Annotated in this window: 19 protein-coding genes and 1 riboswitch; of the genes, 8 read left to right on the plus strand and 11 right to left on the minus strand. The window is 72.7% G+C overall.

Features of this window, described 5'->3' with window-relative positions; translation table 11 throughout:
* Positions 1-72 precede the first annotated feature (72 nt).
* The 3 genes from OG898_RS00885 to OG898_RS00895 all read right to left on the minus strand — a co-directional run bounded on the left by OG898_RS00885 (position 73) and on the right by OG898_RS00895 (position 4,376).
* Positions 73-1,557: an NAD(P)/FAD-dependent oxidoreductase gene (locus tag OG898_RS00885; RefSeq protein ID WP_250744190.1), complete on the minus strand. Its 1,485-nt coding sequence runs from the start codon at positions 1,555-1,557 to the stop codon at positions 73-75.
* A 179-nt stretch (positions 1,558-1,736) separates the two neighbouring features.
* Positions 1,737-3,338: a triacylglycerol lipase gene (locus OG898_RS00890; RefSeq protein WP_266954346.1), complete on the minus strand. Its 1,602-nt coding sequence runs from the start codon at positions 3,336-3,338 to the stop codon at positions 1,737-1,739.
* A gap of 78 nt (positions 3,339-3,416) precedes the next feature.
* On the minus strand, positions 3,417-4,376 hold the full coding sequence (locus OG898_RS00895; protein WP_266954348.1) for an oxidoreductase: 960 nt from the start codon (positions 4,374-4,376) through the stop codon (positions 3,417-3,419).
* A 442-nt stretch (positions 4,377-4,818) separates the two neighbouring features.
* Here OG898_RS00895 and cbiE point away from each other — a divergent pair, with 442 nt between their 5' ends.
* Genes cbiE through OG898_RS00910 form a run of 3 tightly spaced genes read left to right on the plus strand, consistent with a single transcriptional unit; the run spans position 4,819 to position 7,662 of the window.
* The gene (gene cbiE / locus OG898_RS00900) at positions 4,819-6,117 is read left to right on the plus strand and encodes a precorrin-6y C5,15-methyltransferase (decarboxylating) subunit CbiE (protein WP_266954350.1); all 1,299 of its coding nucleotides are present in this window, start codon (positions 4,819-4,821) and stop codon (positions 6,115-6,117) included.
* Entirely contained in the window at positions 6,114-6,863 is a 750-nt protein-coding gene (gene cobM, locus OG898_RS00905) for a precorrin-4 C(11)-methyltransferase (RefSeq protein ID WP_266954352.1), read from the plus strand. Before cbiE ends, cobM begins: the two co-directional genes overlap by 4 nt.
* Complete coding sequence (locus tag OG898_RS00910) at positions 6,853-7,662, plus strand: cobalt-precorrin-6A reductase (protein WP_266954354.1); 810 nt, start codon at positions 6,853-6,855, stop codon at positions 7,660-7,662. Before cobM ends, OG898_RS00910 begins: the two co-directional genes overlap by 11 nt.
* Positions 7,663-8,249: 587 nt before the next feature.
* Here the strand turns inward: OG898_RS00910 and OG898_RS00915 are convergent.
* From OG898_RS00915 to cobG, 3 genes are read right to left on the minus strand one after another with little or no spacing between them, the layout of a single operon-like run.
* The gene (locus OG898_RS00915; RefSeq protein ID WP_266954356.1) at positions 8,250-9,737 is read right to left on the minus strand and encodes a precorrin-2 C(20)-methyltransferase; all 1,488 of its coding nucleotides are present in this window, start codon (positions 9,735-9,737) and stop codon (positions 8,250-8,252) included.
* Positions 9,734-10,381, minus strand: a complete 648-nt coding sequence (locus tag OG898_RS00920) for a precorrin-8X methylmutase (protein ID WP_243338785.1) — start codon at positions 10,379-10,381, stop codon at positions 9,734-9,736. Before OG898_RS00920 ends, OG898_RS00915 begins: the two co-directional genes overlap by 4 nt.
* Positions 10,378-11,718, minus strand: a complete 1,341-nt coding sequence (gene cobG, locus OG898_RS00925; protein WP_266954358.1) for a precorrin-3B synthase — start codon at positions 11,716-11,718, stop codon at positions 10,378-10,380. Before cobG ends, OG898_RS00920 begins: the two co-directional genes overlap by 4 nt.
* A 395-nt stretch (positions 11,719-12,113) precedes the next feature.
* Positions 12,114-12,190: riboswitch (cobalamin riboswitch) on the plus strand.
* A 53-nt stretch (positions 12,191-12,243) separates the two neighbouring features.
* On the opposite strand from cobG, the gene cobN reads away from it, so the two are divergent.
* Positions 12,244-15,861 carry a cobaltochelatase subunit CobN gene (gene cobN / locus OG898_RS00930; protein WP_250744178.1) on the plus strand — a complete coding sequence of 1,206 codons (3,618 nt, stop codon included), beginning with the start codon at positions 12,244-12,246 and terminating at the stop codon, positions 15,859-15,861.
* A 30-nt stretch (positions 15,862-15,891) separates the two neighbouring features.
* Entirely contained in the window at positions 15,892-16,365 is a 474-nt protein-coding gene (locus tag OG898_RS00935) for a hemerythrin domain-containing protein (RefSeq protein ID WP_250744177.1), read from the plus strand.
* Between the two features lie 22 nt (positions 16,366-16,387).
* On the opposite strand, the gene OG898_RS00940 is transcribed toward OG898_RS00935, so the two are convergent.
* A complete protein-coding gene (locus OG898_RS00940; RefSeq protein WP_250744176.1) occupies positions 16,388-16,606 on the minus strand; it encodes a hypothetical protein in 219 nt (72 codons plus the stop codon).
* Between the two features lie 221 nt (positions 16,607-16,827).
* On the opposite strand from OG898_RS00940, the gene aroD reads away from it, so the two are divergent.
* From aroD to OG898_RS00955, 3 genes are all read left to right on the plus strand, one after another.
* Complete coding sequence (gene aroD, locus OG898_RS00945; RefSeq protein WP_250744175.1) at positions 16,828-17,565, plus strand: type I 3-dehydroquinate dehydratase; 738 nt, start codon at positions 16,828-16,830, stop codon at positions 17,563-17,565.
* A 234-nt stretch (positions 17,566-17,799) separates the two neighbouring features.
* A complete protein-coding gene (locus tag OG898_RS00950; protein WP_266954361.1) occupies positions 17,800-20,016 on the plus strand; it encodes a germacradienol/geosmin synthase in 2,217 nt (738 codons plus the stop codon).
* Positions 20,017-20,079: 63 nt separating this feature from the next.
* Positions 20,080-21,432 carry a phospholipase D-like domain-containing protein gene (locus OG898_RS00955; protein WP_250744173.1) on the plus strand — a complete coding sequence of 451 codons (1,353 nt, stop codon included), beginning with the start codon at positions 20,080-20,082 and terminating at the stop codon, positions 21,430-21,432.
* Positions 21,433-21,439: 7 nt separating this feature from the next.
* Here the strand turns inward: OG898_RS00955 and OG898_RS00960 are convergent, their stop codons facing one another.
* The 4 genes from OG898_RS00960 to OG898_RS00975 all read right to left on the minus strand — a co-directional run bounded on the left by OG898_RS00960 (position 21,440) and on the right by OG898_RS00975 (position 26,880).
* The gene (locus tag OG898_RS00960) at positions 21,440-22,687 is read right to left on the minus strand and encodes a GNAT family N-acetyltransferase (protein WP_250744172.1); all 1,248 of its coding nucleotides are present in this window, start codon (positions 22,685-22,687) and stop codon (positions 21,440-21,442) included.
* A gap of 73 nt (positions 22,688-22,760) precedes the next feature.
* Positions 22,761-24,050, minus strand: a complete 1,290-nt coding sequence (locus tag OG898_RS00965) for a YncE family protein (RefSeq protein ID WP_266954364.1) — start codon at positions 24,048-24,050, stop codon at positions 22,761-22,763.
* Positions 24,051-24,170: 120 nt separating this feature from the next.
* Entirely contained in the window at positions 24,171-25,334 is a 1,164-nt protein-coding gene (locus OG898_RS00970) for an XdhC family protein (protein WP_250744170.1), read from the minus strand.
* Between the two features lie 82 nt (positions 25,335-25,416).
* Complete coding sequence (locus OG898_RS00975) at positions 25,417-26,880, minus strand: NCS2 family permease (protein ID WP_250744169.1); 1,464 nt, start codon at positions 26,878-26,880, stop codon at positions 25,417-25,419.
* Positions 26,881-26,897: the final 17 nt, after the last annotated feature.

Here is a 26,897-nt window from a genome sequence, read left to right on the forward strand (position 1 = left end):
GAACGCACGCCCGGCCGGACCGGCGGAGACCGCCGGCCCGGCCGGGAGGTGCACTGCGATCACCCGAGGGTCCTAGGCGCTGCGGCGCGCCCCCCGCTCCGCGGGCGGACCGTGGTGCGGCGGGTAGGCGGTGGCTTCCGGGGTGTCCGGGAGCCGCGGCTTGGACAGGACGCGGACCATCGTGACGGGGTCCAGGAGGATGCCCGGCGGGCGGGTCAGCGAGAGGACCCCGAAGAAGCGGGCGGCGATCGCCGGGTCGGTGTTGGCGCCCGCCATCACCCGGGCCATGTAGCGCTGCAGGATCCGCGTGGCCCGGTCCGGCGGGGGGCCTTCCGTGACCGCGTACCGCATGTCCTCGCTGGTGGCGATCTGCCAGGGCACGGCCACCACGGCGGTGGTCCGGCGCTGGATCCGGCGGGAGGCCGCGGCGATCTGCTCCGGACCCAGCGTGCGGATCTCCTTGGCCAGCGCCTCCGCGGCGAGCGCGGCGACCGTCATCCCGTGCCCGTACACCGGGTTGAAGCGGCAGGCGGCGTCGCCGAGGACCACGAAGCCGGCAGGCCAGCGCTCCAGGCGTTCGTAGTGGCGCCACTCGTTCGCCGTGTTCCGGAAGGCCGTGGGCGCGGACAGCGGGACCGCGTCCCGGATGGCGTCGTACAGGGCCGGGCTGCGCAGGCTCCGCGCGAACGGGAGGAACTCCTCCTCCCGTACGGGCGGGGCGTGTTCGCCGTTGCCGACGAGGGTCACCAGCCAGCGGTTGCCGTCCAGCGGCATCAGCACGCCGCCGCGCGGGAGGTCCGGCCGGCCCTGAACGTACACGCCCTGCCAGCTCCGGTCCGGATCGTCCGGCATCTCGAAGTAGCGGCTGGAGTACCCGAGACGGGAGTCGTAGCGGGTGACCGCCGGCGCCGGGTGGCCGATGTCCGTGAGCCAGGCGGGAGCCTTCGAGGTGCGGCCGGTCGCATCGACGACGAGCCGTGCGGCCAGCTGCTCGCCGTCGCGCAGTCGCACGCCGCTCACCGTGCGGCCGTCCGCCCCGGCCACGAGTCCGGCGACCGTCGCACCACCCCGGATCCGCACACGGGGGTTGCGCAGGACCTCCGTGCGCACCGTCCGGTCGAGCAGCTCCCGGCTCGCGAGAAGGACCCTGGCCCCCGGCACCGGTCCGAACCAGTCGGCCGGGCTCAGCCAGAGGAAGTCGCGCGGCGATTCGACCAGGGCCGCCCCCGCGGCCAGCAGCTTGCCGGTGGTGCCCGGCAGCATCCGCTCGATCAGCTCCACGCCCCGCGCCCACAGCACGTGCGTGTGCCGGGACTGGGGTATGCCCGGTCTGAACACCGTTTCGTCCTGCGACAGTTCGTCCCGCTCGATCACGGTGACCCGGGAGAACCGCATCGCGAGCACCCGCGCGGCCAGCAGTCCGGCCATGCCCGCGCCGAGGACCACGGCATGGTCCCCGGCGCGGTCCTCGGCTTGATCCTCGGCGTGCGGTGCGGCGTGCGGTGCGGCGTGCGTCCCGGTGGTACGTAGGTGGTTGTCCGTTGCGTCGTCGTCCATGCCGACGAGTGTGACGGGGGACGGGTCGCCCTGGTCAGGGCCCGGACGGGGCGCCCGGAGGCTCGACGGGGGCGGACGGGCTCATATCGGGGCGCGCCCCCCTCGGGACCTCCGTCGGGACCTCCCTCGGGACCTCCCTCGGTACGTCCGTCGGGCCCCCTGTCCGGGCCTCCGCCGGGTCAGGGGCAGAGGGTGGTCCAGGTGACCTTCACGTGCCCTCCGTCGTCCCCTCGGAACTCGCTCGTACGGGTGCCCGGCCGGTCGGTGTACGGATCCCAGGCCACCGTGCCCCGGGCGACCAGGTCGTCGGCCGAGGAGGCGTCGTAGTCCCAGAGGAAGACGCCGATCTCGAACGGGCCGGGGCCGTACGTGGTCCCCGAGCCGACGCGCTGGTAGAAGTACGGGTCCGGGTTGGTGCGGTTGCCCTGGTTGGGGAAGGTCGACGGGTCGGAGCCGGAGCGCGACCACACGGCGGTGCGCGCACCGTCGCCGGTCCGGACCGCGATGTCCCCGTAGAGCGCGGGGCGGGTCGTGCCGTCGTCGAAGTAGGTCAGCTCCGCCTGGTCCACGCGGACCCGGCAGGCGGGGACGCCCTGCACCGGGGTGACGGTGTAGGTGACGGAGGCTTCGCCGCCGTCCACACCGGACATCCTGGCGGTGAACCGGCCGAAGCCGAGCGCCGGGTCCCAGTGGACGCGGCCGGCGGCCATCACGTCGTCGTTGTTCCCGGCGCTGTAGTCGGCGTCGGTGAGGTAGGCGGTGACGGTCGCCCGGCCGCTGAAGACCTGGCTCCGGGCGCTGTCTTCGAGCCCGAACCAAGGATCGTGGTCGGGAAAGGCGGTGGCGCCGGACCGGTCGCGGTGCCAGAGGGAGCGGGCCGTCCCGTCGGTGGTCAGGGTGAGGCCGTCGTAGAGCTCGGGTCCGCTCTCGCCGCTGGAGGTGAACCGGGCCGAGTCGACGGTGATCCGGAACGGCCCCGTCTTCAGCTCCACTTCGTTCACCGGGTCCTTGGAGAACTCGGCGACGATCTGCCGGCGCACCCAGTCGTTGCCGAGCAGCCCGTAGTGCGAGGGGCAGCCGCTGTCGCCCACCGGCAGGACGTGGTTGACGGCTCCCGCCAGCTCGGTGGAGCGCGGGGCGCGGCTGTCGCCGGGCGGGATCTGCTGGTCGCAGGTGGAGCTGAAGGTGGTGTAGCGGGTGGTGCCCGGGGTTTCGTCGCCCGCGTTGAGGGAGTTCAGGAAGGGGCTGCCTGGGGTCATGTCCGCGAGCGAGGCCGCGTGGATGTCGCAGAAGGTCGCGAAGGGCCCGCACGGGGCGGCGTCCCCCGCCCCGTGATTGGGCCCGCCGAGCGAGACCCAGGCGCGCACCCGCGAACTCCCGCCGTCCTTCAGATACTTGCGCGTCAGCAGCGAGCCCATGCTGTGCGCGACCACGTCGACGGGGCGGCTGCCGAACCGTTCGGTGAGGAAGGCGCCGAAGCGGGCGGCGTTGGAGTCGTTGGTGGCGGCCCAGTCGTAGCCGAATTCGGCGAGGTCACTGGCGATCCACCCCTGGGTGAGCAGATGGTCCTCCAGCCCGTCGAGGGAGGCCGCGGTGTCCCCGAAACCATGGACGAGAACGACCGGCGTACGCTGCTGCGCGCGGGCGCCGGCCTCCGCCGAATCCGCGGCCCGCGCCGTCGGGGCGGTGAGCAGGGCCGCGACGAGCGCCGCGACGGCGGCGACGAGCACGGAGAACAGCAGAGGAACCGGCAGGGGAACGGGCAGGGCGGATCTGCGCATGGCTCTCCCAGGGGATGCGGCGGGATGCGGCCCGACAGCCTGAAGTGACTGGCGAGTAGCAAGTTAGCCGCCGGGGATTCAGCGCGATAGGGACGCGTACGAGACTCCGGTGAGCTTTTCGGAGGCAGCCCAGAGCCGTTCGCCGGACTTGTCGTCCAGGGTCCATTTCGCCCGCCAGGAGCGGTGCGGCGCGCCGCGCACGCTGAACCGCGGCCCGATGAACTCGTCCGGCCGGACCCCGGGTGCGGTGGCCGCGTACAGGGTGGGCAGGGCGCCGGAGGCCGCGGACTGGGCGATGACCCCGTTGCCGAGGGCGACGCCGAGGCCGTTGGCGGCGACGGCGAGCCGCGATCCGAGGCCGGTGCCCGCCTGCGGGGCCGCGGCGACGTGCAGGTTGGTGGAGGCGTAGCCGGGGTGGGCGGCGGCCGCGACGATCCCGGACCCGGCGGCGGCGAGGCGCCGGGCGAGCTCGTGGGTGAAGAGCAGGTTCGCGCTCTTGGAACGGCCGTAGGCGATCCAGCGCCGGTAGTTCCGCTCGCCGTTGAGGTCCTCGTGGTCCACGTCCCCGAAGACGTGGAAGCCGCTGGAGAGATTGACGATCCGGGCTCCGGGCGGGGCGGCGAGGAGGTGGGGCAGGAGCAGTCCGGTGAGGGCGAAGTGCCCGAGGTGGTTGACCCCGAACTGCGTCTCGAACCCGTCGGCGGTGCGGCCGTACGGCAGGGCCATCACGCCGGCGTTGTTGACGAGGAGGTCGAGGGTGGCGCCTCGGCGCCGCCCGTACGCGTCCGCGAACTCCCGTACGGAGGCCAGGTCGGCGAGATCCAATGCCATGAACTCCACCTCGGCACCGGGCACTTCACCCCGCAAGGCGATCTCGGCGGCCCGCCCCCGGGCCGCACTCCGGCAGGCCAGCACCACCGAGGCGCCGCGGCGCGCGAGTTCCCTGGCGGCGGCGTAGCCGATCCCGCTGTTGCCTCCGGTGACGACGGCCGTCCGCCCACTCTGGTCCGGTATCTGCGCAGCCTTCCAGCCCACCATGGCAGCCCCTCCCCTCCGGGGACCCCACGGCCCACCGGCCCCCGCACCCTACTCCCGCAGCCGGGGCCGCGCCGCTGCGCGGGGCACAGTCCCCGCAGCACCCTTTGCCGCTGCGCGGGGCAAGGTCCCCTACCCGCCCTGCGCTCGTTCCCCGGGGCTCCGCCCCGGACCCCGCGCCTGAAACGCCGGCGGGAATCCAGCCCCTCCGGCGTTTGAGGAGCGGGGGTCCGGGGGCTGGCCCCCGGGAACGGCGCCGCACACGGCAACGGGTCCGGGCAGAGCCCGGGGAACGGTGGAAGGGCGGGTAGGGAACAGCCCCGCAGGGCACGCCCGGCGCGGCACGGGCATCGCTCCGACCAGGCCAGGGGCCCGCCCGCCGGGGGACCGGGGCGGGACCAGTAGGCTGCGGGTCCACCCGCTTCCGTACCCCGAGGTCCACCCAGTGAGCTCCGCACCGCCCCCCACACCCGTGTCGGTCGTCGGCCTCGGCGCCGACGGCTGGGGCGGGCTCACCGCCCCCGCCCGGGCCGCGCTGGCCGGGGCCGAGGTGCTGATCGGCGGGCCCCGGCAGCTGGACCTGCTCCCGCCCGCGGAGTGCGGGGGCACCCGCATCGCGTGGCCCAGCCCGCTGCGTCCGGCCGTGCCGAAGCTGATGGCCGAGCACGCGGGCCGCCGCATCGCGGTGCTGGCCAGCGGCGACCCGATGTTCTACGGGATCGGCCGCGCCCTGTCCGAGGAGCTCGGACCCGACACCCTGCACGTCGTCCCGCACCCCTCCTCCGTGTCCTACGCCTGCGCCCGCCTCGGCTGGCCGGTGGAGGACACCGAGGTGGTCACGGTGGTCGGCCGTCCGGTGGCCCGGCTCGCGGCCGCGCTGTACGAGGGCCGCCGGGTGCTGGTGCTGAGCGCCGGAGCAGTGACCCCGAACGAGATCGCTGCTCTGCTTCGAGAGCGGGGCTTCGGCCCCAGCCGGATGCGCGTCCTGGAACAGCTCGGCTCCGAGCACGAGGACACGTACGAGGGCCTCGCCCAGAGCTGGGAGCACCCGCCCGGCGACCCCCTCAACGTCGTCGCCGTCGACTGCCGCCGCGACCCCCGCACCGAGGCCCCCCGGCTCGGCGCGACCCCCGGCCTGCCCGACACCGCCTACGAGCACGACGGCCAGCTCACCAAGCGCCACGTCCGCGCCGCCACCCTGTGCGCCCTCGCCCCCGCCCCCGGCGAACTCCTGTGGGACATCGGCGGCGGCTCCGGCTCCATCGGCATCGAGTGGATGCGCACGCACCCCTCCTGCCGGGCTGTGACCGTGGAGCGGGTGACGGAGCGGGCCGCGCGGATCACCCGTAACGCGGCCGCGCTCGGTGTACCCGGCCTGCGCGTGGTCACCGGCTCCGCACCCGACGCGCTCGCCGGACTGCCCGCCCCCGACGCGGTGTTCATCGGCGGCGGCCTGACCGCGCCGGGTCTGCTCGACGCGGCCTGGGAGGCGCTGGCCCCCGGCGGCCGGCTCGTGGTCAACACCGTCACCCTGGAGTCGGAGGCGGTCCTCGCCGACCGCTACCGCCGCCACGGCGGCGAACTGGTCAAACTGGCCGTCGCGCACGCCGTACCGGTCGGCGGTTTCACGGGCTGGCGCCAGGCGATGCCCGTCACCCAGTGGACGGTCACCAAGCCGCACCCGTCCCACCCGCAGCCCCAGCCCGACCAGCCCGACCCCGAAATGGTGGATCAGACGATATGACCGTGTACTTCATCGGTGCGGGCCCCGGGGCCGCCGACCTGATCACGGTGCGCGGCGCCCGGACGCTGGCCGCCGCCCCCGTCTGCCTGTACGCGGGCAGCCTGGTCCCGCGCGAGCTGCTCGCCGAATGCCCGGCGGACGCCCGTCTCATCGACACCGCGCAGCTGAACCTGGACGAGATCATCGCCGAGTGCGTACGCGCGCACGCGGCCGGCCAGGACGTGGCCCGGCTCCACTCCGGCGACCCGTCCGTCTTCAGCGCCGTCGCGGAGCAGATGCGGCGGCTCGACGCGGCCGGCATCCCGTACGAGGTCGTCCCCGGCGTCCCCGCCTTCGCCGCGGCGGCCGCCGCGCTGAAGCGGGAGCTGACCGTCCCCACCGTCGGCCAGACCGTGATCCTGACCCGGATCTCCCAGCAGGCCACGCCGATGCCTCCCGGCGAGGACCTCGCCACGCTGGGCCGCAGCGGAGCACTCCTCGTCCTCCACCTGGCCACCCGCTACGTGGACCGGGTCGTGGACGAACTCCTGCCGCACTACGGACCCGAGTGCCCGGCGGCGGTGGTCGCGATGGCCAGCCGCCCCGACGAGCTGATCCTGCGCGGGACGCTGGCCGACATCGCCGCCCAGGCGAAGGAGGCCGGGCTGGTCCGCACGGCCGTCATCCTGGTGGGCCGCACCCTGGGCGCCGAGCAGTTCCGCGACAGTCACCTGTACTCCGCCGAGCGCGACCGGCATGTCTGCTGATCCGACCAACCCTGGCGATCCGGCCTCCCCTGGTGATCCCGCCGCCCCGGGTCCGCACGTCCTGATCCTCGGCGGCACCACCGAGGCCCGCCGCCTCGCGGAGGCGCTGGCCGCCGCCCCGGACTCCCCCCGGGTGACCACCTCCCTGGCCGGCCGGGTCGCCGCCCCGGTGCTCCCGCCCGGCGAGACCCGGATCGGCGGCTTCGGCGGACCGGACGGGCTGGCGGCCTGGACCAGCGCCCACGGGGTCACGCACCTGGTCGACGCCACGCACCCCTTCGCGGAGCGGATGAGCTTCAACGCGGCTGCCGCGGCCGCCCTTTCGGGCGTGCCGCTGCTCGCGCTGCGCCGCCCCGGCTGGACCCCGGGCCCCGGGGACGACTGGCACTTCGCGGACTCCCTCACCGAGGCGGCCGCCCTGCTGCCGGGCCTCGGCACCCGGGCCTTCCTGACCACCGGCCGGATGGGCCTGCACAGCTTCGCGCACCTCACGGAGCCCTGGTTCCTGGTGCGTTCGGTGGATCCGCCGGCCGCACCCGCGCCGCCGCGCCTCGAAGTCCTGCTCGCCCGCGGCCCGTTCACCCTGGCCGACGAGCGCGAGCTCCTGACCCGCCACCGCATCGACCTCCTGGTCACCAAGGACAGCGGCGGCTCGGCCACCGCCCCCAAACTCACGGCCGCCCGCGAGGCGGGCATCCCGGTCCTCGTCGTCCGCCGCCCGCCCGTGCCCGAGGGCGTCCCGCTGGCGGCCTCGGTCGCCGAAGCCCTGCACCGGCTGGGCTACGATCTGCCGCGTTGATCGTGCACGCGTACGAAAGGGCAGGTCATGAGAGCCGCCGGCAGAGTCTCCTCAGCGGTAACGGCCCTGCTGGTCGGCAGTCTGCTCGCGGGCGGCTGCTCGGGCGGCGGGCCGGCACGGAAACCGGCCGCGGTGCCGGCGACGACCGCCGCCGCAGAGCCGTCCGGCACGCCCCCGTCCGCCGGTACGCCCGCGCCGACCGGATCGCCGGCGAAGGCCCCCGCACCGTCCTCCTCCGTCACGAGCGCGGCCCCGGCGGCGGGGGCCTCCCGGCCGGCCCCCGGGACCGGCACCACGCGCACGCCGGGGGCGAAGCCGCGCGCCTCGTCGGTTCCGCAGAACCCCAACCGAGGCCCCACGCCGCCGCCCGCGCCTCCGCACACCCCCCGACTGGACTGGACTCCCCCGGTGGGGCCCCCGAGCCCGGTCATGACCGTGACCCTTCCGCCGGCCCGGTAGGAACCCGCGCGACGCGAAGGCCGGAGACGCGGAAGGCCGGAGACGCGGAGAGGCCGGAGACGCGAAAAGGCCCGGGGCGGCGAACCACCCCGGGCCTCCTCACGACCGCGCCGACGACGCGGTGCCGATCAGCCGTAGCGGCGCGGCGTCCACGTCACGCGGGACCCGTCGGGCCGCTCGGTCACCTGGGTCTGGGAGGAGCCGATCAGCAGGATCGTCCGCATGTCCACCTCGGACGGCTCCAGATCGGCCAGCGTGACGATCCGGACCGACTGCTCCGGCCCGCCCACGTCGCGCGCGACGACCACCGGGGTCTGCGGTGCGCGCAGCTCCAGGAGCAGTTCGCGGGCCTGCGCCACCTGCCACGTCCGGCTGCGCGAGCCCGGGTTGTAAAGGGCGAGGACGAGATCGGCCGAGGCGGCCGCGCGCAGCCGCTCCGCGATGACCTCCCACGGCTTGAGCCGGTCGGAGAGGGAGATGGTGGCGTAGTCGTGGCCGAGCGGGGCTCCGGCCGCGGCGGCCGCCGCGTTGGCGGCCGTCACCCCGGGCAGTACCCGTACGGGCACGTCCTCGTACTCGGGCTGCCCCGCGACCTCCAGGACGGCGGTGGCCATGGCGAAGACCCCGGGGTCGCCGCCGGAGACCACGGCCACCCGCTTGCCGCGCCGGGCCAGGTCGAGCGCGAACTCGGCGCGCTCCGACTCGACCTTGTTGTCCGAGCCGTGCCGGATCTGGCCCGGCTTGACCGGGACCCGGTCCAGGTAGGTCGTGTACCCGACCAGCACCTCGGCGTCGGCCAGCACCCGCCGCGTCTCGGCGGTCAGCCACAGCGGCCCGGCCGGGCCGGTGCCGACCACGGCGACCTCTCCGGGCCCGGACGGCACGCTGCCCGGGTTCCCGATCCGGCTGGGCAGCACGGCGACGGCGAAGTAGGGGACGGAGTCGGGGTCGGTGTCCGCCAGGAGGCCCGTCCGCTCGCCCGCCATCGTCGCGCGCTCCACGTAGCGCGCCTCGGCGAGCCGGCCGCTGTTCTCCATGGCCCGCCGTATGGCGGGGAAGGTGCGGCCGAGCTTCATCACGACCGCCGAGTCGGTGGCGGCGAGGCGGGCCGTGAGCTCCTCCTCGGAGAGGGTGCCGGGCAGGATCGTCAGCACCTCCTCACCCTCGACGAGCGGGGTGCCGAGCCGGGCGGCGGCGGCGCTCACCGAGGTCACCCCGGGGATCACCTCGGTCTCGTACCGGTCCGAGAGCCGCTTGTGCATGTGCATGTACGAGCTGTAGAAGAGCGGGTCGCCCTCCGCGAGCACGGCGACGGTCCGGCCGGCGTCCAGGTGGACGGCGAGCCGGGCGGCGGAGGCCTCGTAGAACTCCTCCATCGCGCCCTGGTAGCCGCCGGGGTGGTCGGTGGTCTCGGTGGTGACCGGGTAGACCAGCGGCTCCTCGATGTGATCGGAGCGCAGGTGCTTCGCGGCGATGGAGCGGGCGATCGAGCGGCCGTGGCGGGCGGAGTGGTACGCGACCACGTCGGCCTCCGCGATCACCTCGACGGCGCGCAGCGTCATCAGCGAGGGGTCGCCGGGCCCGAGCCCCACTCCGTACAGGCGTCCGGTGCTCATTCGGCCACGCTCGCGATGGCGTTGACGGCGGCCGCGGCCATGGCGCTGCCGCCGCGCCGGCCACGGACGATCAAGTGGTCGAGTGCGGAGGGGTGTTCGGCGAGGGCGTCCTTGGACTCGGCGGCGCCGATGAACCCGACGGGGACCCCGATGACCGCGGCGGGGCGCGGGGCGCCCTCCTCGATCATCTCCAGCAGCCGGAAGAGCGCGGTCGGAGCGTTCCCGACGGCGATCACCGAACCCTCCAACAGGCCCCGGTCCCGCCAGACTTCGAGGGCGGCGGCGCTGCGCGTCGTGCCCATCTTCGCGGCGAGCTCCGGCACGGCCGGGTCGGAGAGGGTGCAGATCACCTGGTTGTCGGCGGGCAGCCGCTTGCGGGTGACCCCGCTGGCGACCATCTGCACGTCGCACAGGATCGGCGCACCCGCCTCCAGGGCGGCGCGCGCCCGCAGGACGACCTCGGGCGAGTAGCCCAGGTCCCGGGTCAGGTCGGTCATGCCGCAGGCGTGAATCATGCGCACCGCGACCTGGGCGACCGAGGCGGGCAGCCCGGAAAGGTCCGCCTCGGCGCGGATCGTGGCAAAGGACTGGCGGTAGATCTCGGCGCCGTCCTTCTCGTACTCGAACACGGTGTACTCGCTCATTTCTTCACTGCGTCTTCGGACACTCGGGGGTGGCTGCGCGCGTCGGCGACGGCCTGGGCAAGTTCGTGGGAGGGCACCGGACGGCCGTCGAGGCGGTACCCGTCGGGGGTGGCGACGAGGTCGACCCACGCGGTGCCGCGCGGATGCCCGCACCGGCGCTCGCATCCGGACCAGTGCACGGTCGCTCCGGCGGGCCCGGCCGGTGCCCCGCCTTCCGCGGCCACGACGGCCCGCGCGTCGGCGCGTACATCGGACAGTGCTTTGGCGCAACCCGGCCGCCCGGTACAGGCGGTGACGGACTCCCAGGGGCCGTCGGGCGCGACGGACAGGCCGGCGGCCACGAGCAGCGCGTATCCGTCGACCGGCTGCCGGGTGTTCGCGCGGGGCAGCACGATGCTCCGCCAGGGGGTGATCCGCAGCTCGCCGTCGCCGGTGGATCCGTCGGCACCCCCGCCGTCGCCCGCGACGCGCACCAGGAGCCGCCACTGGTCCGCGGTGAGCCGGCCGAGCGGGGGCAGGACGCACAGCGGCGTGCGGTCACCGGTGCCGGGGCCCCACGGCTTGGGCGGCGGGGCGTACGGCCAGGCGGCCTCGGGAACGAGGTCCGCCGCGATGCCGGCCGCCCCGAGCCGTGCCGCGAGCTCCGTGTCCTCCAGGGCGTGTACGGCGGGCAGTTCGGACACCCGCCAGGCGCGGGTGCCGGCGGCGTCCGCGGAGTCGAGGAAGTACTCGGCCGCGAGCAGCGCCGCCCGGGGTGCGTCGGCGGCGTCCACCTCCACGGCGCCCGGGGCCGCGCCGAGCCGGACCAGTGCCCGGCCGCGCGGTGCGCCGAGCAGGGTGACATCGGGGTCGAGCGCGGCGACGTCCCCGCGGCCGTCGTCGATGGCGAACAGGAACCGTCCGGACAGGGCCGTCGCGCGGGTGCTCGCGCACAGCAGCCGGTCCAATTCCCCTACCCAGGGGGTCACATGGGGCCGCTCGGAGCCCAGGAGCCCGGACAGCGGGGTCGCCACGATGTTCCGTACCCGCTCGTGGCCGGGGGCGGGCAGCAGTCCGGCCCCGTCCAGCAGCTCCGCCAGCCCCGCGCCGCATCCTTCGGCGAGCCCGCGCAGCTGCACGTTCCCGCGCGAGGTGAGCTCCAGGTGCCCGTCCCCGAACCGGTCGGCGGCCAGCGCCAGCACCGAGGCCTGGCGGGCGGTGAGCAGACCCCCCGGGATCCGGACCCGCGCCAGGTACCCGTCGTCGGCGGCATGCAGGCGCAGCGCGCCGGGGCAGGCGTCGCCGCGATCCCGTATGACGGGTTCGTCCCGCGCTTCGGCGGAGGGGGGCGTGGGCATGGCGGCGAGCATACCCACGATTCTGCGCCCACCCCCTGTGGCCCACACCACCCGCCCTTCCACCGTTCCCCGGGCTCTGCCCGGACCCGTTGCCTCGTGCGGCGCCGTTGCCGGGGGCCAGCCCCCGGGCCCCCGCTCCTCAAACGCCGGAGGGGCTGGATTTCCGCCGGCGGCGGGGACATATCAGCCCCGCCGGCGTTTGAGGCGCGGGGTCTGGGGCGGAGCCCCAGGGCGGGTCCGGGCGCCGCCCGGGGAACGGTGGAAGGGCGGGTCGGGGACTGCCCCGCAGGGTCCGCCCCGGGGAGCGGGGCCCCCGCTCCCGGCCGGGGACCCTGCCCCCTAGGATGAGTCCAAGGCGGCCAACAGGCCCGCCATCGCCGAGGACGGCGACATGGGAGGAAGCCCGGTGCGAATCCGGCGCGGTCCCGCCACTGTGAATCCGCGGCCCCGGCCCCGGATGAGTCAGGAACTCCCGTCGTCCTCACTGCCCGGGGCGCGGAAACCCCGAGGAAGGCCTGCCGCCGCATGATCCTGCTGCTGTCGACGTCCGACACCGATCTGCTCAGCGCCCGCGCAGCGAACGCCGGGGACGCTCCCGTCCCGTACCGGTTCGCCAACCCCTCCCGCCTTCCCCTCGACGACCTCCCCGGTCTCCTCGACGGCGTCACCCTGGTCGTCGTACGCCTCCTCGGCGGCCTCCGCGCCTGGCAGGACGGCCTCGACGTGCTCCTGGCCCCCGGCCAGACCCGCCCGGTGGTCGTGCTGACCGGTGAACAGGCCCCCGACGCCCAGCTGATGGAAGCCTCGACCGTCCCGATCGGCATCGCCGCCGAGGCGCACGGCTACCTCGCCCACGGCGGCCCGGCCAACCTGGAGCAGCTCGCCCGCTTCCTCTCCGACACCGTGCTGCTCACCGGCCACGGTTTCGAGCCCCCGGCGGCCTCCCCCACGTGGGGCCCGCTGGAGCGCACCCCGCAGCGCACCGAGGGCCCGCGGATCGCGGTGCTCTACTACCGCGCGCACCAGATGAGCGGCAACACCGCCTTCGTGCACACCCTCTCCGAGGCGATCGAGGCCCACGGCGCCCAGGCGCTCCCCCTCTACGTCTCCTCCCTCCGCTCCCCGGAGCCGGAGCTGATCGAGCAGCTCGCGTCCGCCGACGCGATCGTCACCACGGTCCTCGCCGCCGGCGGCACCAAGCCCGCCACCGCCTCGGCCGGCGGTGACGACGAGTCCTGGGACGCCGGCGCGCTGGCCGCCCTCGGCGTGCCGATCCTGCAGGCCCTGTGCCTGACGGGCTCCCGGTCCGCCTGGGAGGCGAACGACGAGGGCCTGTCCCCGCTCGACGCCGCCACCCAGGTCGCCGTGCCGGAGTTCGACGGCCGCCTGATCACCGTCCCGTTCTCCTTCAAGGAGCTGGACGAGGACGGGCTGCCCGCCTACGTCGCCGACGCCGAGCGGGCCGCCCGCGTGGCCGGCATCGCCGTGCGCCACGCGCGCCTGCGCCACATCGAGCGCCGCGACAAGAAGATCGCCCTGGTCCTCTCCGCGTACCCCACCAAGCACTCCCGCATCGGCAACGCGGTCGGCCTGGACACCCCGGCCAGCGCCGTGGAGCTGCTGCGCACGCTCATCGCGGGCGGGTACGACTTCGGTCCCGTCGAGGACGTCCCGGGCCTGGTCTCCGGCGACGGCGACGAGCTGATCCGCGCCCTGATCGAGGCCGGCGGCCACGACCAGGACTGGCTCACCGAGGAGCAGCTCGCCCGCAACCCGGTCCGCATCCCGGCGGCCGACTACAAGCGCTGGTTCGCCGAGCTCCCGGCCGATCTGCGCGAGAGCGTCAACGAGCACTGGGGCGAGGCGCCCGGCAGCATGTTCGTGGACCGCTCCGCGAATCCCGAGGGCGACATCGTGCTGGCCGCCCTGCGCCGCGGCAACCTCCTCATCCTCATCCAGCCGCCGCGCGGCTTCGGTGAGAACCCGATCGCGATCTACCACGACCCGGACCTGCCGCCATCGCACCACTACCTGGCCGCGTACCGCTGGATCCAGGCCCGCGCCGAGGACGGTGGTTTCGGCGCCGACGCGATGATCCACCTGGGCAAGCACGGCAACCTGGAGTGGCTGCCGGGCAAGAACGCCGGCCTGTCGGCGTCCTGCGCCCCCGACGCCGCACTCGGCGACCTGCCCCTCATCTACCCGTTCCTGGTCAACGACCCGGGCGAGGGCACCCAGGCCAAGCGCCGGGTGCACGCCACCCTGGTCGACCACCTGGTGCCGCCGATGGCGCGCGCGGAGTCGTACGGCGACATCGCGCGCCTGGAGCAGCACCTCGACGAGTACGCCCAGATCTCGGCGATGGACCCGGCGAAGCTGCCGGCCATCCGCGCGCAGATCTGGACCCTGATCCAGGCCGCGAAGCTGGACCACGACCTCGGTCTGGAGCAGCGCCCGGACGACGACGGCTTCGACGACTTCCTCCTGCACGTCGACGGCTGGCTGTGCGAGATCAAGGACGCCCAGATCCGCGACGGTCTGCACGTCCTGGGCGGCGCCCCGACCGGCGACGCCCGGGTCAACCTGGTCCTCGCCATCCTGCGCGCCCGCCAGATCTGGGGCGGTACGACGGCCCTGCCCGGTCTGCGCGAGGCGCTCGGGCTCGACGAGTCCGCGGCCACCCGCACCACCGCCGACGAGGCGGAGGAGACGGCCCGCGGGCTGGTCCAGGCGATGGAGGACGCGAACTGGGCCCCGGAGGCGGTGGCTTCCGTGGCCGCCGGACACTCGGCGGAGGTGGCGGCCGTACTGGACTTCGCGGCCCGCGAGGTCGTCCCGCGCCTGGCCGGCACCACCGACGAGATCGCCCACGTGGTCAGCGCCCTGGACGGCGCGTTCGTCCCGGCGGGCCCGTCCGGCTCCCCGCTGCGCGGTCTGGTGAACGTGCTGCCGACCGGCCGCAACTTCTACTCGGTGGACCCGAAAGCCGTCCCCTCGCGCCTCGCGTGGGAGACCGGCCAGGCCCTCGCCGATTCCCTGCTGACCCGCTACCGCACGGACAACGGCGAATGGCCCGCGTCCGTCGGCCTGTCCCTGTGGGGCACGAGCGCGATGCGCACCTCGGGCGACGACGTGGCCGAGGCCATGGCGCTGCTCGGCGTCCGCCCGGTCTGGGACGAGGCCTCGCGCCGCGTCACCGGCCTGGAGCCGATCCCGCTCGCCGAGCTCGGCCGTCCGCGCATCGACGTGACCCTGCGCATCTCGGGCTTCTTCCGCGACGCGTTCCCGCACGTCATCGGCCTGCTGGACGATGCGGTACGGCTGGCGGCCTCGCTGGACGAGCCGGCCGAGGACAACTTCGTACGGGCCCACGCGCAGGCCGACCTGGCCGTGCACGGGGACGAGCGGCGGGCCACCACCCGCATCTTCGGCTCGCGCCCGGGCACGTACGGCGCGGGCATCCTGCAGCTGATCGACTCCCGCGACTGGCGCACCGACGCCGACCTCGCGGAGGTCTACACGGTGTGGGGTGGGTACGCGTACGGCCGGGGCCTGGAAGGGCGCGCGGCGCGCGAGGAGATGGAGACCGCCTACAAGCGGATCACGGTCGCGGCGAAGAACACCGACACCCGTGAGCACGACATCGCCGACTCCGACGACTACTTCCAGTACCACGGCGGCATGGTGGCCACCGTCCGCGCCCTGCGCGGCACGGCCCCCGAGGCGTACATCGGTGACTCGACCCGGCCCGAGACGGTCAAGACGCGCACGCTGGTCGAGGAGACCTCCCGCGTCTTCCGTGCCCGCGTCGTGAACCCGAAGTGGATCGAGGCGATGCGCCGCCACGGTTACAAGGGAGCCTTCGAGCTGGCGGCCACGGTCGACTACCTCTTCGGCTACGACGCCACGACCGGCGTGGTCGCCGACTGGATGTACGACAAGCTGACCGAGACGTACGTCCTGGACCCCGAGAACCGCGCCTTCCTGGAGGAGGCCAACCCCTGGGCCCTGCACGGGATCGCGGAGCGGCTGCTGGAGGCCGAGTCCCGCGGCATGTGGGAGAAGCCGGACCCTCAGGTCCTGGAGGCGCTGCGCCAGGTGTACCTGGACACGGAGGGCAACCTCGAAGGCGAAAGCGACTAACCGGGCACCGGCTGGATCAGACTGAGCCGCATGTGCCATTACTGCGGCTGCCGCGAGATCCCCCTGATCAAGGAGTTCATCGCCGAGCACGAGGCGGTGACGAACGCCGCGGGCGACGCGCTGCGCGCCCTGGACGCGGGGGACCTCGCGAGGGCGCACGCCCTCGTCGCGGAGATGACGGCCGTCCTGCTCGCCCACTGGAAGGGCGAGGAGGACGGCCTTTTCGCGGTCATGGAGCAGGACCCGGAGTACGCCCCGTACATCGCGGCACTGGTCGGGGAACACCGCGAGCTGGCGGCGTTCCTCGCCGGCGCCGACGTGGCGGACCCGGCGGACGCCGAGGCCCTGCGCCGGGCGGTGGAGGAGCTCCACCACCACATCGCGAAGGAGGAGGACGGCCTCTTCCCCGCTTCCCTCACCGCCCTGACGGGCGACGACTGGGACCGGTCCATCGAGGCCTGGCGCGCGGCCCATCCCGACGGGGACCTGAGGCCCGCCGGGTAGCCGGTGTGCCCGGCTGGTCCCGCTACTTGGTGGTCTGGTTCAGCGCGACGAGCGCCTGCGCCCAGCGCGCGTACTTCAGCTGGCCGAAGTCGGCGACGGTCTTGACGCCGAAGGCCTCCTGCAGCAGCTCGCCGTCCTTGTCGGTGACGCCCTTGAGCGCGGCCACCGGCGCCGCGAGCACCTCCGCGAGCGGCTTGTCGGCCCACGCCTTGTCCAGCACCTTGTCGAGGTCGATCGCCATGAGTGTCCCTCCGGAATTCCAAAGTATGAACTGATGGCACAAACCTAGAACAATCGGACAAGCATCCGGGGGTGCGACACCAGCACCTTCGGGCGCGCCCGGCGTCCGCCCGACCAAGGGGCGGGCGCACCCCCTCGCCCCGGTGGATTCCACGTATAATCCGCCCCGTTCCCCCTGTACTTCGCGTCGGATATCGGAATCGAAAAGGCTGTGACCAAGAAATGAATTCACTGCGGGCGCTTCTCGACGGCGGGATTCCGCTGGTGGCCGTCAGCTTCGACGACAGTGAGACCGAGCCGCGCGCCCACGCCGCGAAGAGCGCCGGCGTCGACGTGGCCGAACTGCGCGTCGACCGGTACGCGGCGACCGGAACGGACCATGTCCTGGCCCAGGTTGACGAGTTCAAGGCGCTGCCGGTCCTGGCCACGATCCGGTCCGCCCGCGAAGGCGGCGAGTGGAAGGGCACCGAGGCGCAGCGGCTCGAACTGTTCCGCGCGCTCGCCCCTCAGGTCGACGCCGTGGACATCGAGCTTTCCTCCGGGGAAATCCTGTCCGAGGTGATCGAGGCCGCCCACCGGCACGACACTGTGGCGCTCGTCTCCTATCACAATTTCGAATTCACCCCGGCCACCGAGGAACTCCAGGCCGTCATCGACGACGCGAAGAGCGCCGGCGCCGACGTGGTCAAGGTGTCCACGATGGTGCGGTCCGAGGACGACGTACGACGGCTGGCCTCGCTCCTGCTGCGCGCCGGAGCCGAGGACACCCGGCTGATCGTCATCGCCATGGGCGAGGCCGGGGCGGTCTCGCGCGTCTTCTTCCCCGCCCTCGGGTCCCGGATCACGTACTCCTTCTTCGGTGCCAGCTCCGCCCCGGGCCAGCTCGACTTCCCCGAGACCTTCGGCCTGCTGCGCAAGTTCTACCCGTCGTTCGACGAGCGGAAGTCCGCCGGGGCCTGAGCCCCCGCGCCGGGGAGGGCCACCACCTCCCCGGCCGCCTCCCCGGTCCCCTCCCCCGGCCGCGCCTCCCCCATCCCTCTACCGGTCACCGGCCCCATCCGTCACAGAACGGCACACACGTCACCTGATGAAGTGAACTCCCCCTTATCCCACCGGCACCCGGGGTAGGGCCCTGCTGATCTCGTGAGGAACTCGATGAGACACGAGACAGTCAGACGAAAGGCCCACCCTGCCGTGACGCAGCCGTTTCAACTGCCGGATTTCTATGTGCCTTATCCGGCGCGACTGAACCCCCACCTGGAGGACGCCAGGGTCCACACCAAGAAGTGGGCCCGCGACTTCGGGATGCTGGAAGGTTCCGGCGTCTGGGAGGAGCGCGACCTCGACTCGCACGACTACGCCCTGCTCTGCTCGTACACCCACCCCGACTGCGACGGCGAGGCGCTGTCCCTGGTCACCGACTGGTACGTGTGGGTGTTCTTCTTCGACGACCACTTCCTGGAGATGTTCAAACGCTCCCAGGACCGTGAGGGCGCCAAGGCCTATCTCGACCGGCTCGGCGCCTTCATGCCGATGGACCTGGCGGACGGGTTCCCCGAGGCCACCAACCCCGTCGAGGCCGGACTCGCCGACCTGTGGGCCCGTACCGTCCCGGCCATGTCGCTGGACTGGCGGGAACGGTTCTCCCTGTCCACCAAGAACCTGCTCGACGAGTCGATGTGGGAACTCGCCAACATCAACATCGGCCGGGTCTCCAACCCCCTCGAATACATCGAGATGCGCCGCAAGGTCGGTGGCGCCCCCTGGTCGGCCGGCCTCATCGAGTACGTCTCCGCGGAGGTTCCGGCCCGCGTCGCGCACTCCCGCCCCCTCGGCGTGCTGCGCGATTCCTTCTCGGACGCCGTGCACATCAGGAACGACATCTTCTCCTACCAGCGCGAGGTCTCCGAGGAGGGCGAACTCTCCAACGCCATCCTGGTGTTGGAGACCTTCCTCGGCTGCACCACCCAGGAGGCCGCCGACGCCTCCAACGACCTCCTCACCTCCCGGCTCCAGCAGTTCGAGCAGACCGCCCTCACCGAACTCCCCCAGCTCTTCGCCGACCACGCCATGGACCCGGCCGAGATCGCCGCCGTCCTCGCCTACGCCAAGGGCCTCCAGGACTGGCAGTCCGGCGGCCACGAGTGGCACATGGTCTCCAGCCGCTACATGAACAAGGAGGCCCGGGCCACCGCCCCGCTCACCCTGCCGTTCATGCCCACGGGTCTCGGCACCACCGCCCTCGACCTGCGCTCCCTCCTCGCCCCCCGCGCCCTGGAGCTGCGCCGGCGCTCCTTCACCCACGTCCCCTTCGAGCACACCGGCCCGTCCGTCATCCCGGACGTCTACATGCCGTTCCCGCTCACGCTCAGCCCGCACCACACCCGCGCACGCGAGGAATCCGTGGCCTGGGCCCGGGAGATGGGCCTGCTCGACCCGCAGATCGGCGACCCCGGCTCCGCGATCTGGAACGAGGAGAAGCTGCGCGGCTACGACTTCGCGCTCTGCTCCGCGGGCATCGACCCGGACGCCACCCCCGAGGCCCTGACCCTCAACGCCTGCTGGCTGACCTGGGGCACGTACGGGGACGACTACTACCCGGTGGTCTTCGCCCAGCCCAAGAACACGACGGCCGCCAAGGCCACGCACGCCCGGCTCCTCGCCATGATCCCGGTCGACCACGCCGAACAGGCCGTACCGGCCACCGCGATGGAGCGCGCCCTCGGCGACCTGTGGGTGCGCACCAGCCTGGACATGAGCCCGTCGGTGCGCACGGAGTTCCGGGCCACCCTCGTGGACATGCTGGAGAGCTGGCTGTGGGAGGTGGACAACCAGATCCTGAACCGCATCCCGGATCCGGTGGACTACGCCGAGATGCGCCGCCGCACCTTCGGCACCTACCTCACCATGTACCTGTGCCGGCTCGGCCAGGCGGGCCGGGGCATCCCCGAGGAGATCTACTCCTCCGGCACCATCCGCTCCCTGGAGAACGCCGCCGCCGACGCCGCCTGCCTGATCAACGACATCTTCTCGTACCAGAAGGAGGTGGAGGTCGAGGGCGAGGTGCACAACTACGTGCTCGTCACCCGCAACTTCTTCGACATCGGCTACCCGGAGGCCCTGCACATCTGCCACTCCCTGATGACGCAGCGCACCGAGGAGTTCGAGCACATCGTCGCCACCCAGCTGCCGCTGCTCTACGAGGACTGGAAGCTGGACGCGGAAGCCCGGGCCGGACTCGACGGCTACGTCGGCGAGTTGCAGGACTGGCTCGCCGGAATCCTCAACTGGCACCAGAAGGTTAAGCGTTACCGCGAGGAGGATCTGCACCGGCTGGGTGACGGGATCTCCACCGGCGTCCTGGGCGCCTCCTTCGGCATGGCGGCGGCCCGGATCAGCCTGCCCGGCTGAGCCCCGCCGAGCCCGGCCGAGCCCTGGTGATCACCCTGCGTAGGCCCGCCGTAAAGTACCGGAGTGATCAAGAAAAGAATCCTCACGGCCCTGCTCATCGGGGCCCTCCTGATGGTGGGCGCTCCGTCCGCCTCCGCCGAGGACACGACGACGTACGTGACCACCGGCCCGGTCTTCAACAAGCCCAGGGGCACGACGGCCGAGCAAGGCGTGATCCTCAGCCAGCTCGGCCGTCTCGTCAACGGCGCCCAGAGCGGGTCGACCATCCGGATATCGCTGTACCTGTTCGGATCGAGCTGGCTCGCGGACCAGCTCGCGGCGGCGCACCGCAGGAACGTGAACGTGCAGGTCCTCGTCGACGACGACAGCATCACCGACGGCTGGATGTCCGGCTCCGGTGCCACGGTGAGGGACAAGCTGACCACGGCCTTCGCGGCGACCCCGCCCGCGGGCACGACGTACGGCACCTCCTGGTTCAAGGTGTGCGCCGCGAACCGCCCGTGCCTGGCCAAGGGCACGGGCGGGGTCAACCACAACAAGTTCTTCCTCTTCTCCCGGACCACCGGCAGCGGCCTTCCCGACAAGGGCAAGCCGGTCGACAACGTCGTGGTGCAGTCCTCGGGCAACCTCACCACCTGGGACCGCGAGGCGGCCTGGAACGACGCCATGACCGTCGCCGACAACGCGGACCTGCACGCCGGCTACACCCGCTACTTCGACCTGATGGCCGCTTCGCAGGCGCTGCCGGACGGTTCGGGGCGGGTCGACAACCTGGCGATCGACGTGGAGGCGGGGGCGGCCAAGGGCTACTTCTTCCCGCGCAGCTCGACGGATGTCGTCGAGAACATCCTGAGCATGGTCGAGACCCCCGTCACGAACCCCGACGGGACCACCGCCCCGGTCTGCCACGGGAACACCGCCGGCCACGGCACGGCCGACGGCCGCACCGTGATCCGCATCGCCAACGGCCACATCTCCCGGCCGGTCGTGGCGGAGAAGCTCTGGAAGCTGGCCGACGCCGGCTGCTTCGTCGACGTCGTTTACGGCAAGCTCTCCGACTACGAAGCCGAGGGCGTGCACCGCGAGACGGCCTACTGGCTCACGAGGTCGACCGCGAAGGGCAGGATCTCCCTCCACCGGCTGGCCAACGACGACCTGAAGAACCCGGCCGACCCCGCGGTCTCCGGAACCTTCAGCCACACCAAGTACCTGCTCATCGAGGGCTCGTACAAGGGCGCAAAGGACCAGAAGCTCGTCTTCACCGGCAGCCACACCTACACCGGCATGGCCCTGACCAGCAACGACGAAGCGCTGCTGAAGTACAACAGCCCGACGGTGCACGACGCCTACGCGGCGAACTTCCGCGAGCAGCGCGCCGCCGCGCTCGCGGAATCCCAGTACGGCGGAGCCCTGTAGCAGATCCCTAGAACTCGTCCGCCGTGTGCGGCAGCAGCGCGGTGCGCAGTCCCGCGTCCAGGGCCGCCGCCGCGCCGGGGGTGTGCTCCACCACCAGGGCGGCCGCGGCCAGTTCGACGGCCCGGGTCCCGCCGAGGTAGCAGGCCGCGAGCTCCCGTACGTCCAGGGTCAGGTCCGGGGCCCGGCCCGCGGCGGCGGGCTCGTACGTCGCCCCGTCCGGCCCGGCCTTCAGGAGGAACCGCCCCGCGTTCGCGGGCAGTCGTACGTCGGTCAGTTCCAGTACGAGTTCCACGGGCGCGGCCCACGAGCGGCGGGTCAGTGCCGCCGCCACGTCGACCAGCCGCAGCCAGAGCGCCGGGAACGCGGCGGTGACCCGGACCTGGTCCCGGTCGGCGGCGAAGTGGAGCAGCGGGTCGTCGGCCGGCCGGCCCCACGCGGTGACCTTGCCGGTGAGGTCGAGGGAGGCCACGCACTCCCACAGCGCGGCGGCGGCCTGCGGGGTGTCGGCCTCCAGCTCGTCGACCCGGACCAGCCCCGGGGTCCGCACGCCCCCGGCGCTCCCCTCGGGCTTCGTGCGGTAGAGGACGTAGCCCCCGATCGGTGCGCCGGGCTCCCCCAGGACGATGATCCGGGGCGGGCTGAGCTCCTCGTCCTCCTCGTCCTGCTCGATGAGCCACTCCTCGGTCCAGCGCCGTTCGCTGCGCGTGGGCCGTCCGGCCCGGACCGCGCGGGCCGCCTCGTGGTACGGGCCCACGACGGCGACGGCGTCCTTGGGGTCCGCGGTGGCGACCAGCCGCAGCGGCCGCCGGTCCGGCTCGATGCGCAGGGCCAGCGGCCGGGTGGAGTCGATCTCGATGGTGGCGCCCTGGGTGGCACTGCCGTAGCCGAAGCGCCCGTAGATGGCGGCCTCGGAGGCCCACAGGGCGGCGACGGGACTGCCCGCCGCCCCCGCCCGCCGCAGCATCTCCCCCATCAGGGCGGTCAGTACGCCGCGCCGGCGGTGGGTGGGCGCGACGGAGACGAAGGTGAGCCCGGGGCAGGACAGGTCCGCGCCGGGCACCGAGAGCCGGAACGCGTGCGCGGCCATGAAGCCGACGATCGCGTCGCCTTCGTAGGCCCCGATCCGCAGACAGGCGCGGAGCAGCTCGTGGTGCCGCTCGCGCCCCTCCTCCTCCGGGCGGTCGTGGAAGACCAGGTACGCGAGCTCCAGAGCGCGGTCGATGTCGGCCTCGGGCACTTCGCGGATCTCCACCATGATCCGGAGACTAATCGGTCATGGCGGACCAGTCACTTCATAATGGCTGATTCCCGTTGCGGCCGCCGCCGGGTCAGTGTGCCGCGGGCCCCGTCCAGTCCGCCGGGACGTGCCCGAGGCGGACCCGCTGGGGGTGGTCCCCGACGGGTACGGACACCCGCTTGGCGCCGGTGGCGAAGTCGATGGCGGTGACCTGGTCGGCGCCGCTCTCCGAGATCACGCAGCCGGTGCCGTCGCCGTCGACCGTGGCCCAGTAGGGCTTGGCGGCGGGGACGAGGGGCCCTTGCTCCAGGGTGGCCCGGTCCACGACGGTCGCGTAGTCGTCCATGGTCCCCGCGACGCACAGCTTGGACCCGTCCGGGCTCATGGACATGCCGTGGTGCCGGGAGTCGTTGACCCAGGTCGTGCGGTCGGTGCTGGTGGCGGGGTTCACGGGGAGCGTCTTGATCCGGGTGATCCGGTCGGCGGCCACGTCGTACTCGACGAAGCCGTTGAAGAAGGACACCTGGAAGTACAGCTTCGACTCGTCCGGGGCGAAGGACATGGGCCGCACGGCATCGGACAGGTCGGAGCGGCCGAAGGCGTCGAGGCGGGCCCGCATGTCGATCACCCGGACCGGGCGGAGGGTCTGCGCGTCGGCGACCGTGATCCTGCGGTCGCCCTTCGTCCAGTCCAGCCAGGGCGCGTCGAGGGCGGAGGTCACGTCACCGATGGAGCTGTTCCACAGGAAGCGGCCGTCCCGGGTGAAGGTGTTCTCGTGCGGCTTGTCGCCGGTGGCGAAGGAGCCGGCCTGCCGGCCGCTCGCGATGTCGAGGACGTGCACGGTGTTGGCGGTGGAGGCCGAGACCGCCACGCGGGTGCCGTCCGGGGAGACGGCCATGTGATCGGCCCGGTAACCGGCCACGGGGAAGCGCCAGTTGATCCGGCCGGTGCGGACGTCGATGGAGACGACGTCGGCGAAGCTGGGGCGGGAGGCGACGACGGCGGAGCCGTCAGGGGTGGTGTACATGTCGTCGACGAACTGGTCGTGCCCCTCGCCCGCGGCGGCCCGGACGCCCAGGAAGTAGGCGAGTTTCACCGGGTTGAGATAGATCTCCCGGAGCCGCTCCTCCTTGTCCGGGACCATGTTGATCCGGCCCACCTTGGCCAGGTTCCCGGTGGAGGCGAGGACGTCGGCGGTGCCCTCCCAGTTGTTGCCCACGAACAGGACCTCGCGCGGGCCCGCGGCGGCTGCCCCCGCGGCCGTGGACAAGTCGGCGCCCGCCGCGGGCACGGGACCCGCCGCGAGGGCGGCGAGCGCCAGCGCGGCCACGGCCGCCAGGGCCGGCAGGGCGCGGCGGTTACTCGATCGGCTGGCAGACATCCGGTCAACTCCGTTATGGGGAGACGCTGTTACCGGCCGGTAAGATAAGGGGAACGGCGAAAGGGCGCAACCCCCACGGGGTTGCGCCCTTTTCACACCGTGCTACAGCCCGTCACCTCTTCAAGCGACGGACCCGATCCTGCTGATCACCGTGTTCGCGACGTCCGGGTGGATCGGGATGTGGGCGCCGGTCAGGGCCGCGCCGGTGCCGCCGCGCCGGTTGGCGACGATCTCGGCGGCGATGGACAGCGCCGTCTCCTCCGGGGAGCGGGCCCCGAGGTCCAGGCCGATCGGGGAGCGCAGCCGGGCCAGTTCGAGCTCGGTCACGCCGACCTCGCGGAGCCGCTTGTTGCGGTCCTCGTGGGTGCGGCGGGAGCCCATGGCGCCGACGTAGGCGACGGGAAGTTTGAGGGCCAGTTCGAGGAGCGGGACATCGAACTTGGCGTCGTGCGTGAGGACGCACAGGACCGTACGGCCGTCGATCTCGCCGGCGGAGGACTGCTCCTCCAGGTAGCGGTGCGGCCAGTCGACCACGATCTCGTCCGCTTCGGGGAAACGCTTCTTCGTGGCGAACACGGGCCGGGCGTCGCACAGCGTCACCCGGTAGCCGAGGAACTTGCCGATCCGCACCAGGGCGGAGGCGAAGTCGATGGCTCCGAAGACGACCATCCGGGGCGGCGGGACGCTGGACTCGACCAGCACCTTGAGCGGCTCTCCGCAGAGGCGGCCGTCGGCGCCGATCTCCAGCACACCGGTCTTGCCGGCCTCGAGCATGGCCCGGGCCTCGTCGGCGATGGCGCGGTCCAGCTCGGGGTGACCGCCGAAACCGCCCTCGTAGGAGCCTTCGCCCCGGACGAGTACGGCGCGGCCCATGAGCTCGGCCGGCCCTTCGGCGATCCGGGCGACCGCCGCCGCCTCCCCGCGGGCGGCGGCGGCCAGCGAGGCCGCGAACACCTCCCGTGCGGGAGAGCCCACGGGGACCGGGGTCACCAGGATGTCGATGATTCCGCCGCAGGTCAGACCGACGGCGAAGGCATCGTCATCGCTGTAGCCGAAGCGCTCCTGGACGGTCTCGCCGTCCTCCAGCGCCTGCTGGCACAGCTCGTACACCGCACCCTCCACGCATCCACCGGAGACCGAACCGATGGCCGTGCCGTCACTGTCGACGGCGAGGGCCGCTCCGGGCTGCCTGGGTGCGCTCCCGCCGACCGCCACGACCGTGGCGACGGCGAAGTCACGTCCCTGCTCGACCCACCGGTTCAGTTCTTCGGCGATATCCAGCATGGGGGCCTCCTCGGAGGGGTTCAGTTTCCAGTATCGGATACGTGGAGGGTGCGGCTCTTGGTACGGATCAGATCCGCCCGGCTCAGCTGACGCCGAGCCATCCCTCGATCGGGTGGAGCGCGAAGAAGACCAGGAAGATTCCGGTCAGCGCCCACATGAAGGCACCGATCTCGCGCGCCTTGCCCTGCGCCAGCTTGATGACGACGTAGGAGATGACACCGGCGGCGACGCCGGCCGTGATCGAGTACGTGAAGGGCATGATCACGACGGTCAGGAAGACCGGGATCGAGGTGGCGCTGTCGGCCCAGTCCACGTGGCGGGCGTTCTGCATCATCATCGCGCCGATGACCACGAGGGCCGCGGAGGCGACCTCACCGGGAACGATCTGCGTGATCGGGGTGAAGAAGAGGCAGAGGGCGAAGAAGAGACCCGTGACGACGGAGGCGAGGCCTGTGCGGGCACCCTCACCGACGCCGGTGGCCGACTCGACGAACACGGTCTGGCCGGAGCCACCCGCGATGCCACCGATGGCGCCACCGGCACCGTCGATGAACAGCGCCTTGGACAGGCCCGGCATGCGGCCCTGGTCGTCGGCGAGCTTGGCCTCGGTACCGACACCGATGATGGTGGCCATCGCGTCGAAGAAGCCGGCGAGCACGAGGGTGAAGACGATCATGCCGACCGTCATGACACCGACATCGCCCCAGCCGCCGAAGGAGACGTCACCGAAGAGCGAGAAGTCCGGCATCGAGACCGCGGAGCCCGAGAGGACCGGCGGGCCGCTCTTCCAGGCCTTCGGGTCGATGTCCGCGACGGCGTTCAGGATGGCCGCGAGGACGGTGCCGCCGACGATGCCGATCAGGATCGCGCCGGGGATCTTGCGGGCCTGCAGGGCGAAGATGACGAGCAGGGTCACACAGAAGAGCAGGACGGGCCAGCCGGCGAGCTCGCCGCCGTGACCGAGGGTGACGGGGGGACCGAATTCCGAGCCCTTGCCGACGAAGCCCGCGTTCACGAGGCCGATGAGGGCCACGAACAGGCCGATGCCCATGGTGATCGCGTGCTTGAGCGCGAGGGGTATCGCGTTCATGATCATCTCTCGGAGGCCGGTGACGACCAGGAGACAGATCACGACACCGTAGATCACACACATGCCCATGGCCTGGGGCCAGGTCATCGCGGGTGCGACCTGCGAGGCGAGCACGCCCGACACGGAGAGACCGGCGGCGAGCGCCAGCGGCACCTTGCCGACGAAGCCCATGAGGAGCGTGGTGATGCAGGCGGCGAAGGCCGTCGCGGTGATCAGGGCCGCGGGGGCCATCGTGGTGCCCGCGACGTCCTTGCCCGAAAGGAGCAGGGGGTTCAGCAGGAGGATGTAGGCCATGGCCATGAAGGTCGTGATACCGCCACGCACTTCGTTGCCGACGTTGGATCCGCGCTTGCTGATGTGAAAGTACCGGTCGAGCCAAGACTGGCCAGCAGGGGTCGGAGAGCCTTCTCCGGCTCCCTCCGCACTGGGCTTGGACTCCACAGAGGACTGGGTCATGGTGCCTAACTCCCAAG

Source organism: Streptomyces sp. NBC_00193, assembly GCF_026342735.1.
In the GTDB taxonomy this organism is placed as follows: domain Bacteria; phylum Actinomycetota; class Actinomycetes; order Streptomycetales; family Streptomycetaceae; genus Streptomyces; species Streptomyces stoeckheimensis.

Bases quoted from the DNA above. Each gene is read 5' to 3' on its own strand.
- OG898_RS00885 (WP_250744190.1), bottom strand. From the start codon at position 1,557: ATGGACGACGACGCAACGGACAACCACCTACGTACCACCGGGACGCAC.
- OG898_RS00890 (WP_266954346.1), bottom strand. From the start codon at position 3,338: ATGCGCAGATCCGCCCTGCCCGTTCCCCTGCCGGTTCCTCTGCTGTTC.
- OG898_RS00895 (WP_266954348.1), bottom strand. From the start codon at position 4,376: ATGGTGGGCTGGAAGGCTGCGCAGATACCGGACCAGAGTGGGCGGACG.
- cobM (WP_266954352.1), top strand. From the start codon at position 6,114: ATGACCGTGTACTTCATCGGTGCGGGCCCCGGGGCCGCCGACCTGATC.
- OG898_RS00910 (WP_266954354.1), top strand. From the start codon at position 6,853: ATGTCTGCTGATCCGACCAACCCTGGCGATCCGGCCTCCCCTGGTGAT.
- OG898_RS00915 (WP_266954356.1), bottom strand. From the start codon at position 9,737: ATGAGCACCGGACGCCTGTACGGAGTGGGGCTCGGGCCCGGCGACCCC.
- OG898_RS00920 (WP_243338785.1), bottom strand. From the start codon at position 10,381: ATGAGCGAGTACACCGTGTTCGAGTACGAGAAGGACGGCGCCGAGATC.
- cobG (WP_266954358.1), bottom strand. From the start codon at position 11,718: ATGCCCACGCCCCCCTCCGCCGAAGCGCGGGACGAACCCGTCATACGG.
- cobN (WP_250744178.1), top strand. From the start codon at position 12,244: ATGATCCTGCTGCTGTCGACGTCCGACACCGATCTGCTCAGCGCCCGC.
- OG898_RS00935 (WP_250744177.1), top strand. From the start codon at position 15,892: ATGTGCCATTACTGCGGCTGCCGCGAGATCCCCCTGATCAAGGAGTTC.
- OG898_RS00940 (WP_250744176.1), bottom strand. From the start codon at position 16,606: ATGGCGATCGACCTCGACAAGGTGCTGGACAAGGCGTGGGCCGACAAG.
- aroD (WP_250744175.1), top strand. From the start codon at position 16,828: ATGAATTCACTGCGGGCGCTTCTCGACGGCGGGATTCCGCTGGTGGCC.
- OG898_RS00960 (WP_250744172.1), bottom strand. From the start codon at position 22,687: ATGGTGGAGATCCGCGAAGTGCCCGAGGCCGACATCGACCGCGCTCTG.
- OG898_RS00965 (WP_266954364.1), bottom strand. From the start codon at position 24,050: ATGTCTGCCAGCCGATCGAGTAACCGCCGCGCCCTGCCGGCCCTGGCG.
- OG898_RS00970 (WP_250744170.1), bottom strand. From the start codon at position 25,334: ATGCTGGATATCGCCGAAGAACTGAACCGGTGGGTCGAGCAGGGACGT.
- OG898_RS00975 (WP_250744169.1), bottom strand. From the start codon at position 26,880: ATGACCCAGTCCTCTGTGGAGTCCAAGCCCAGTGCGGAGGGAGCCGGA.